Source organism: Mycetocola sp. (assembly GCF_046716805.1).
Classification (GTDB): domain Bacteria; phylum Actinomycetota; class Actinomycetes; order Actinomycetales; family Microbacteriaceae; genus Mycetocola_A.
The window spans coordinates 26,409-33,101 of the sequence record NZ_JBKJWH010000094.1 but is presented as its reverse complement, the minus strand read 5'-3'; the positions used below and the strand labels follow the sequence as shown (position 1 = coordinate 33,101).

At 66.7% G+C, this 6,693-nt stretch carries 5 protein-coding genes; 4 read left to right on the top strand and 1 reads right to left on the bottom strand.

The annotated features are described in order from the left end of the window. The 3 genes from ACLQ62_RS07835 to sucB form a co-directional block, all read left to right on the top strand. Positions 1-1,288 (top strand): leucyl aminopeptidase (locus ACLQ62_RS07835; RefSeq protein ID WP_411721084.1); only part of this gene is annotated, 1,288 nt, incomplete at its 5' end. A 95-nt stretch (positions 1,289-1,383) separates the two neighbouring features. Then, on the top strand, positions 1,384-2,757 hold the full coding sequence (gene lpdA / locus ACLQ62_RS07830; protein WP_411721083.1) for a dihydrolipoyl dehydrogenase: 1,374 nt from the start codon (positions 1,384-1,386) through the stop codon (positions 2,755-2,757). A gap of 69 nt (positions 2,758-2,826) precedes the next feature. Continuing rightward, complete coding sequence (sucB, locus tag ACLQ62_RS07825) at positions 2,827-4,290, top strand: 2-oxoglutarate dehydrogenase, E2 component, dihydrolipoamide succinyltransferase (RefSeq protein ID WP_411721082.1); 1,464 nt, start codon at positions 2,827-2,829, stop codon at positions 4,288-4,290. On the opposite strand, the gene ACLQ62_RS07820 is transcribed toward sucB, so the two are convergent. Then, positions 4,287-5,750: a hypothetical protein gene (locus tag ACLQ62_RS07820; protein ID WP_411721081.1), complete on the bottom strand. Its 1,464-nt coding sequence runs from the start codon at positions 5,748-5,750 to the stop codon at positions 4,287-4,289. The two genes, sucB and ACLQ62_RS07820, sit on opposite strands and share 4 nt — an antisense overlap. A 154-nt stretch (positions 5,751-5,904) precedes the next feature. Between ACLQ62_RS07820 and ACLQ62_RS07815 the strand changes: the two genes are divergently transcribed. After that, positions 5,905-6,615 (top strand): DUF4191 domain-containing protein, encoded by a 711-nt coding sequence (locus tag ACLQ62_RS07815; protein ID WP_411721080.1) that lies wholly within the window; start codon positions 5,905-5,907, stop codon positions 6,613-6,615. The last annotated feature ends 78 nt before the right edge of the window (positions 6,616-6,693 follow it).

Below are 6,693 nucleotides of genomic sequence, written 5' to 3'. Positions count from 1 at the left end.
GATCATCGGGCTCGGATCGGATGCCGGAACCGACAGCCTGCGGAACGCGGCCGGGTCAGCCGTGCGCCAACTTGCCGGCGCGGGCACCGTCGCGTTCGCCTTCCCCACCGCTTCCGCCGGCGACGTCGAGGCGATTCTCGAGGGGGCCGCCCTCGGTGGATACACCTTCACCGCCTACCGAAACACGTCACTGGACTCGGCGAAACCCGGTGTCACGGCCGTCACGGTCCACGTTGAGGGGGCTGTCGGCGAGGCGGGCTCGTTCGACGCCGCTGTCGAGCGGGCCGGCGTCGTCGCCGACGCGGTCGCGCAGGTGAAGGACCTCGTCAACACTCCCCCGGGCGACCTGTACCCTGCCACACTCGCCCAGGCAGCGGCCGACGCCGTGTCGGAGCTCCCGATCGACGTGACCACCTGGGACGAGGACGCACTCGCCGCCGACGGATTCGGAGGCATCCTCGGCGTCGGGCAGGGCTCCAGCCGTGGGCCCCGGCTCGTCAAGCTCGCCTACTCGCCTCCTGGTGCCACGAAACACCTCGCTCTCGTCGGCAAGGGCATCACCTTCGACACCGGTGGGCTGTCTTTGAAGCCCGCCGCATCGATGGTGGGGATGAAATACGACATGACCGGAGCGGCATCCGTTCTCGGTGTGATCGTCGCGGCCGCACGGCTCGAACTGCCTGTCCGGCTGACCGCCTGGCTGTGCATCGCCGAGAACATGCCGTCCGGAACAGCGATCCGCCCGAACGACGTGCTTCGCATGAAGGGTGGCCGCACCGTCGAAGTCACCAACACCGACGCCGAAGGCCGGCTCGTCCTGGCAGACGGCATCGTCGCCGCAAGCGAGGAACACCCGGATGCCATCATCGACATCGCCACCCTCACCGGAGCTGCAGTTGTGGCTCTCGGCAAACGCTTCACCGGCGTGATGGGAGACGAAGGCTTCACGGCCGACGTCCTCGCGTCGGCACGATCCGTCGGCGAACCGATGTGGCCGATGCCGTTCCCGGCGGAGACCCGCGCGCTGCTCCGTTCGGATGTCGCGGACCTCGCCAACGCGAAGGTCGGGAACACCGCAGGGGGGATGCTCGTCGCCGGCGTTTTCCTCAAGGAGTTCATCGGGGCCCAAAGCGACGCGGACGACGCCCCGGCCATCCCGTGGGCGCACCTGGACATCGCCGGCCCGGCCAACAACCCTGACTCGCCCTTTGGTTTCACCGCTGGCGGGCCCAGCGGTGTGGGGGTTCGCACCCTCCTCAGGGTGGCCGAAGAGTTTGGTCGCCCGTAGTAAGGTCGTATGGGCTAGTCAGCCCCCAATCGTCGCCAACTCGACCCCGTGTCGGCGACTCAAGCACGAACCCAGATGCACAAGGGAGAAGCTCAGTGTCGGAGCAGAATTTTGACATCGTCGTTCTCGGTGGTGGAAGTGGCGGATACGCAGCAGCATTGCGCGCATCCGAACTCGGTTTCACCGTCGGACTGGTAGAGAAGGACAAGCTCGGTGGCACCTGCCTCCACCGTGGTTGCATCCCAACGAAGGCGCTCCTGCACTCGGCCGAAGTCGCCGATGTCGCACGGGACTCTTCGAAATACGGAGTGAACGCAACATTCGAAAGCATCGACATCGCTGGGGTGACCTCCTACCGTGAGGGCATCGTCGCCAAGAAGTACAAGGGTCTCGCTGGCCTGATCAAAGCTCGCGGGATCACCGTCATCGAGGGTGAAGGCCGACTGACCTCCCCGACGACCGTGCAGGTCGGTGACCAGACGGTCACCGGCAAGAACGTGATCCTCGCCACGGGCTCCTACAGCCGCTCACTTCCCGGCCTCGACATCGGCGGCCGTGTCATCACAAGCGAGCAGGCGCTCCAGCTCGACTTCGTCCCGCAGAAGGTCGCCGTCCTCGGCGGCGGTGTGATCGGCGTCGAATTCGCCAGCGTCTGGAAGTCCTTCGGCTCCGACGTCACCATCATCGAGGCTCTCCCCCACCTCGTCCCGAATGAGGACGAAGCGATGAGCAAGGGCCTCGAGCGTGCGTTCCGCAAGCGCGGGATCAACTACTCGCTCGGCGTGCGTTTCCAGGGCGTCACCCAGGACGAAAACGGCGTCGTCATCACGCTTGAGGACGGCAAAACGATCGAAGCTGAACTGCTTCTCGTCGCCGTTGGCCGCGGACCTTCGACGGCGAACCTTGGCTACGAAGAGGTCGGCGTCACCATGGATCGCGGATTCGTGATCACCAACGACCGCCTCGAGACGAACATCCCCGGTCTGTACGCCGTCGGCGACATCGTCCCCGGCCTGCAGCTCGCCCACCGCGGTTTCCAGCAGGGCATCTTCGCCGTCGAGGAGATCGCCGGTCTCAAGCCGGTTCTCATTCCGGACGTCAACATTCCCAAGGTGACCTACTGCGACCCCGAGGTCGCGTCCGTCGGTCTGACCGAGGCCAAGGCGGCTGAAGAATACGGCGCAGACAGGATCACCTCGTACGAGTTCAACCTCGCCGGAAACGGTAAGAGCGAGATCATCGGCACCACTGGAAACGTGAAGGTCATCCGTGTCAACGATGGACCCGTCATCGGCGTGCACATGATCGGTGCCCGTGTCGGCGAATTGATCACTGAGGGCCAGCTTGCCGTGAACTGGGAAGCGTACCCGGAGGACCTCGCTCCCCTGATCCACGCCCACCCCACGCAAAGCGAAGCACTCGGCGAGGCGTTCCTCCACTTGGCCGGCAAGCCGCTTCACGCACTGTAGGTCGCGCCCACCCGGGTGCGATCAATCTAAGCTACATAACTAAGAACTGGTTTCAAAGGAGACAAGGTCATGGCAGAATCCGTAAGCCTTCCGGCGCTCGGTGAGAGTGTCACCGAGGGCACGGTCACCCGCTGGCTGAAGAACGTTGGAGATCGGGTCGAGGTCGACGAGCCGTTGCTCGAGGTATCGACCGACAAGGTCGACACCGAGATCCCTTCCCCCATCGCCGGCGTGATCGAAGAGATCCTCGTGCAAGAGGACGAAACGGTCGAGGTCGGCACGGCGCTCGTGAAGATCGGTGACGGCTCTTCCTCCGGCGGTGACGCCCCCGCCGAGGAAGCTCCTGCCGAGGAGCCCGCACCGGCTGAGGAAGCTGCCCAGGCACAGGAAGAGGAAGCTCCGGTCGTCGAGCCCTCCACCGAGGTCTCCGAGGAAGCCGCGTCAGCCGCCGAGTCAGCTCCTGCTGACGCACCGGCCCCGCCTGCACCGGCAACGCCGGAGCCTGCTCCTGCTGCATCCGCGCCTGCGCCCGCCCCGGCGCCGTCCGCACCCGCCGCTCCTGCTCCGGCTCCCGCCGCTCCGGCTCCGGCTCCCGCCGCACCGGCCGCCGCTCCGGCTCCGACCGGTGAATCGCTGGGCGGAAGCGGCTACGTCACCCCTCTCGTTCGGCGCCTCGCCAACCAGCAGGGTGTCGACCTCTCCAGCATCACCGGCACCGGTGTCGGTGGACGCATCCGCAAGGAAGACGTCCTTCAGGCCGGCTCGACGGCATCCGCTTCGAACGCCCCGGCAAAGGCCGCACCGCTTGAGGTCTCGCCGTTGCGCGGAACCACCCAGCCGATGTCGCGACTGCGCAAGGTCGTTGCAGAACGCGCCGTCATCTCGATGCAGTCGTCGGCCCAGCTGACGAGCGTCGTCGAGGTCGACGTCACCAACATCGCAACGCTCCGCGACCGGGTGAAGAACGACTTCCAGTCGAAGACGGGGAACAAGCTTTCGTTCCTTCCGTTCTTCGCTCTGGCAGCGGCTGAGGCCCTCAAAGCCTTCCCGGTTGTCAACGCAACCATCGATGGCGACACGATCGTCTACCCCGAGCACGAGAACATGAGCATCGCGGTCGACACCGAGCGTGGGCTGCTGACCCCGGTCGTCCGGGATGCGAGCGAACTGAACCTCGCTGAACTGGCCGCTCAGATCGCTGACCTGGCCGAGCGCACCCGCGACAACAAGCTCAAGCCGGACGAGCTCTCGGGCGGAACGTTCACGCTGACCAACACCGGTTCACGTGGCGCGCTGTTCGACACCCCTGTCGTGTTCCTGCCCCAGGTTGCGATCCTCGGAACGGGAATCGTCACCAAGCGTCCGGTCGTCGTGAAGGCTGCCGGTCAGGAAGCCATCGCTATCCGTTCGATGGTCTACCTCGCGCTCTCCTACGACCACAGGATCGTCGACGGGGCTGACGCCTCCCGGTTCCTCGTCGCAGTGAAGAACCGGCTTGAGGACGGAAACTTCGAGGCCGACCTCGGAATCTAATCCGGTTCGAACAGATCGCGCAGACGCCAGCCGGTGTCCGTCCTCACTGCGAGGATGAACACCGGCTGGCGTCTGTCGTTTGCGGGCGACGCGCGCACGAGCACAACGTCGCCGTAGGCCTGCACGAGTTGCACCTCGTGGTCCGCGCCGTCGAGCAGCCGCACGGACGGCCGGGTCTTGCCGAACGCATGCTTGTCCGCCTCCGCGAGAGCAGACCGAGGCTCCGCATAGCGGGACACACACTCCGTTGACCCTTCGTCCGCGCAGCGGGACCGCAATCGGAAGAGCGCCAGCGTTGCCGCTACGGGATCCTCCGCCGTGACGGCCTCGCCCATGTCCTTATCCTCGCCCTCGATGCGCGGGGCGCTCTCCGCCTGGCCGGCGCTTGCCGGCGGCTCGGCTGCTGGCACCGGCCGAACGGGTTGAGAAGACGGTATCCCGTCGGGAAACGAGCCAGCCGGCACGGGCATCCGGTCAGGGATGGCGGCAAGTCCGAGGAGGAGAGTGACCACGAGCAGCACAATCCCCAGGCAGAGCGCGAGTGCCCGTCCGCGGGACACGCGCTGAATCCAGGCGCCGAGGCCGCTTCGTCCCACGGCGGACGCTGCCCGGGCCAGGGCGGGGAGTACGGCGGTCGCGCCACCGGGCGCCGTGGCGGAGCGCGCGGCAGCTCTCAGCGCACCGGTTGGGCCTCTGCCGCTCACACCGGCCGTCTGCCGGTCGGGGGCGAGGACGACGGGCAGCGCAGGCGCCAGGGCGAAGATCCGGCACTCCATTTGACCGAGAAAGGAGCCGGAAGCGGAGCTGTCACGAAGCTGAGTTTCGATCCAGTCGGAGATCCCGAAGAACCCCGGCCGGGCCGTCTCATCGACGACGTCCGCCACAGCGGCGATCAGGTTCCCAAACGCTCGATAGTCAGCAAGTACACCCGGTGGCATGCGGTCGTCGTACGGGTTCTCCTCCCACGCGTCCCGCAGCGCGTCGAGGCCACCGAGAACCGGCCGACCGTCCGGGCAGAACAACACTGCGGCAGGGGTCACGCCACCGTGGCACAGTCCCGCACGGTGGATCGCGGCAAGGCCGGTCACCAGCGGCGCCAGAACGGTGACCGCCTCCCCCGGCGCAAGGCGCACACGCGACGAGAGCAGAGTGGCGAGGGTCCAGTCCGTTCGTTCATAGGCCAGGATGATGTGTCCGCCCGCGTCGGTCGCCAGGTCGATCAATGCCAGGACGTGCGGTGACGAAATACGGCTGTGCGCGTCGATGCGCCGGTTCAGTGCCTCCGTCGTCCGCTGGACGGTCAGGCACACTGTCTCCTCGTCGCCGGGTGCACGCGCCAGCCAGCTGCGAAATCCAACGGCATCGGCGACCTGGCGGAGAAGGCGATACCCCGCCACGACGACGCCCGGTTGCAGACCGCTCTCGTCGGGCACCGGTGCGGTGAAAGGAACATCGGGCATGACGGGATGCTCGCACGGCGCCCCCGTCCTCGGCCCCGGCGCGACGCCAGCCGGGGAGAGGCTGCCGGACGGAGCCGGATGTGAGGGAGCGTGCCCGTCCCAGGGGCCAGAAAGCGGACCGCCGGGCATCCGCAATGCCGGTATCCTTGTTCTCATGGCACGCAAAGAAAAACCCGTCAAGGCGGCGAAGGAACCCGGCCGTTTGAAGCAAATGGGGCAGGTCTTCCAGATGACCCGCCGCTACGACAAGAGCGTCGTATGGTGGATGCTTCTCGGCTTCGTCGGCAGCATCGCGGTTGCCGTCGCGGCAGCCCTCATCTTCTCGCCCGGGAGCATCCTCGCCCTTGTGCTGTGGATCATCGCCGGTCTCCTCGCCGGAGTCCTCCTTGCGATGATCATCCTCGGCCGCCGAGCCGAGCGTGCCGCTTACGGTCAGATCGCCGGGCAGCCGGGCGCCGTCGGCGCTGTGTTCCGCAGCTCACTCCCCCGCGGCTGGCAGGGCAGCGAAATGCCGATCAACGCGAACGCGAAGACCCAGGACGCCGTCTACCGAGCTGTCGGACGCGGCGGCGTCGTACTCGTCGGAGAAGGCCCCCGGTCGCGCGCTGGTCGGCTCGTCGACGATGAGAAGCGCAAGATCAACCGTGTTGTGCCGAACGTGCCGGTGACCGTGTTCTTCGTCGGTCCCGACGAAGACTCGGTGCCGCTCTACAAGCTCACCAAGTCGTTCCGCTCGGTGAAGAAGACTCTGACCAAGCCCGAGGCACTCGCGGTCGTCAACCGACTGGCGTCGCTCAGTGCCGGCTCGTTGCCGATCCCGAAGGGTGTCGACCCGTTCAAGGTTCGCCCCCAGCGGGCGCGCTGACCCATCTCACACACAACCCGCCCGGGCCATGGCCCGGGCGGGTTGTCGCTTTTCGGCAGGAGCATCGCGGGGCGGCTG

Excerpts from the sequence above, each read along its gene's own strand:
- ACLQ62_RS07820 (WP_411721081.1), bottom strand. The coding sequence starts at position 5,750 with ATGCCCGATGTTCCTTTCACCGCACCGGTGCCCGACGAGAGCGGTCTG.
- sucB (WP_411721082.1), top strand. The coding sequence starts at position 2,827 with ATGGCAGAATCCGTAAGCCTTCCGGCGCTCGGTGAGAGTGTCACCGAG.
- ACLQ62_RS07815 (WP_411721080.1), top strand. The coding sequence starts at position 5,905 with ATGGCACGCAAAGAAAAACCCGTCAAGGCGGCGAAGGAACCCGGCCGT.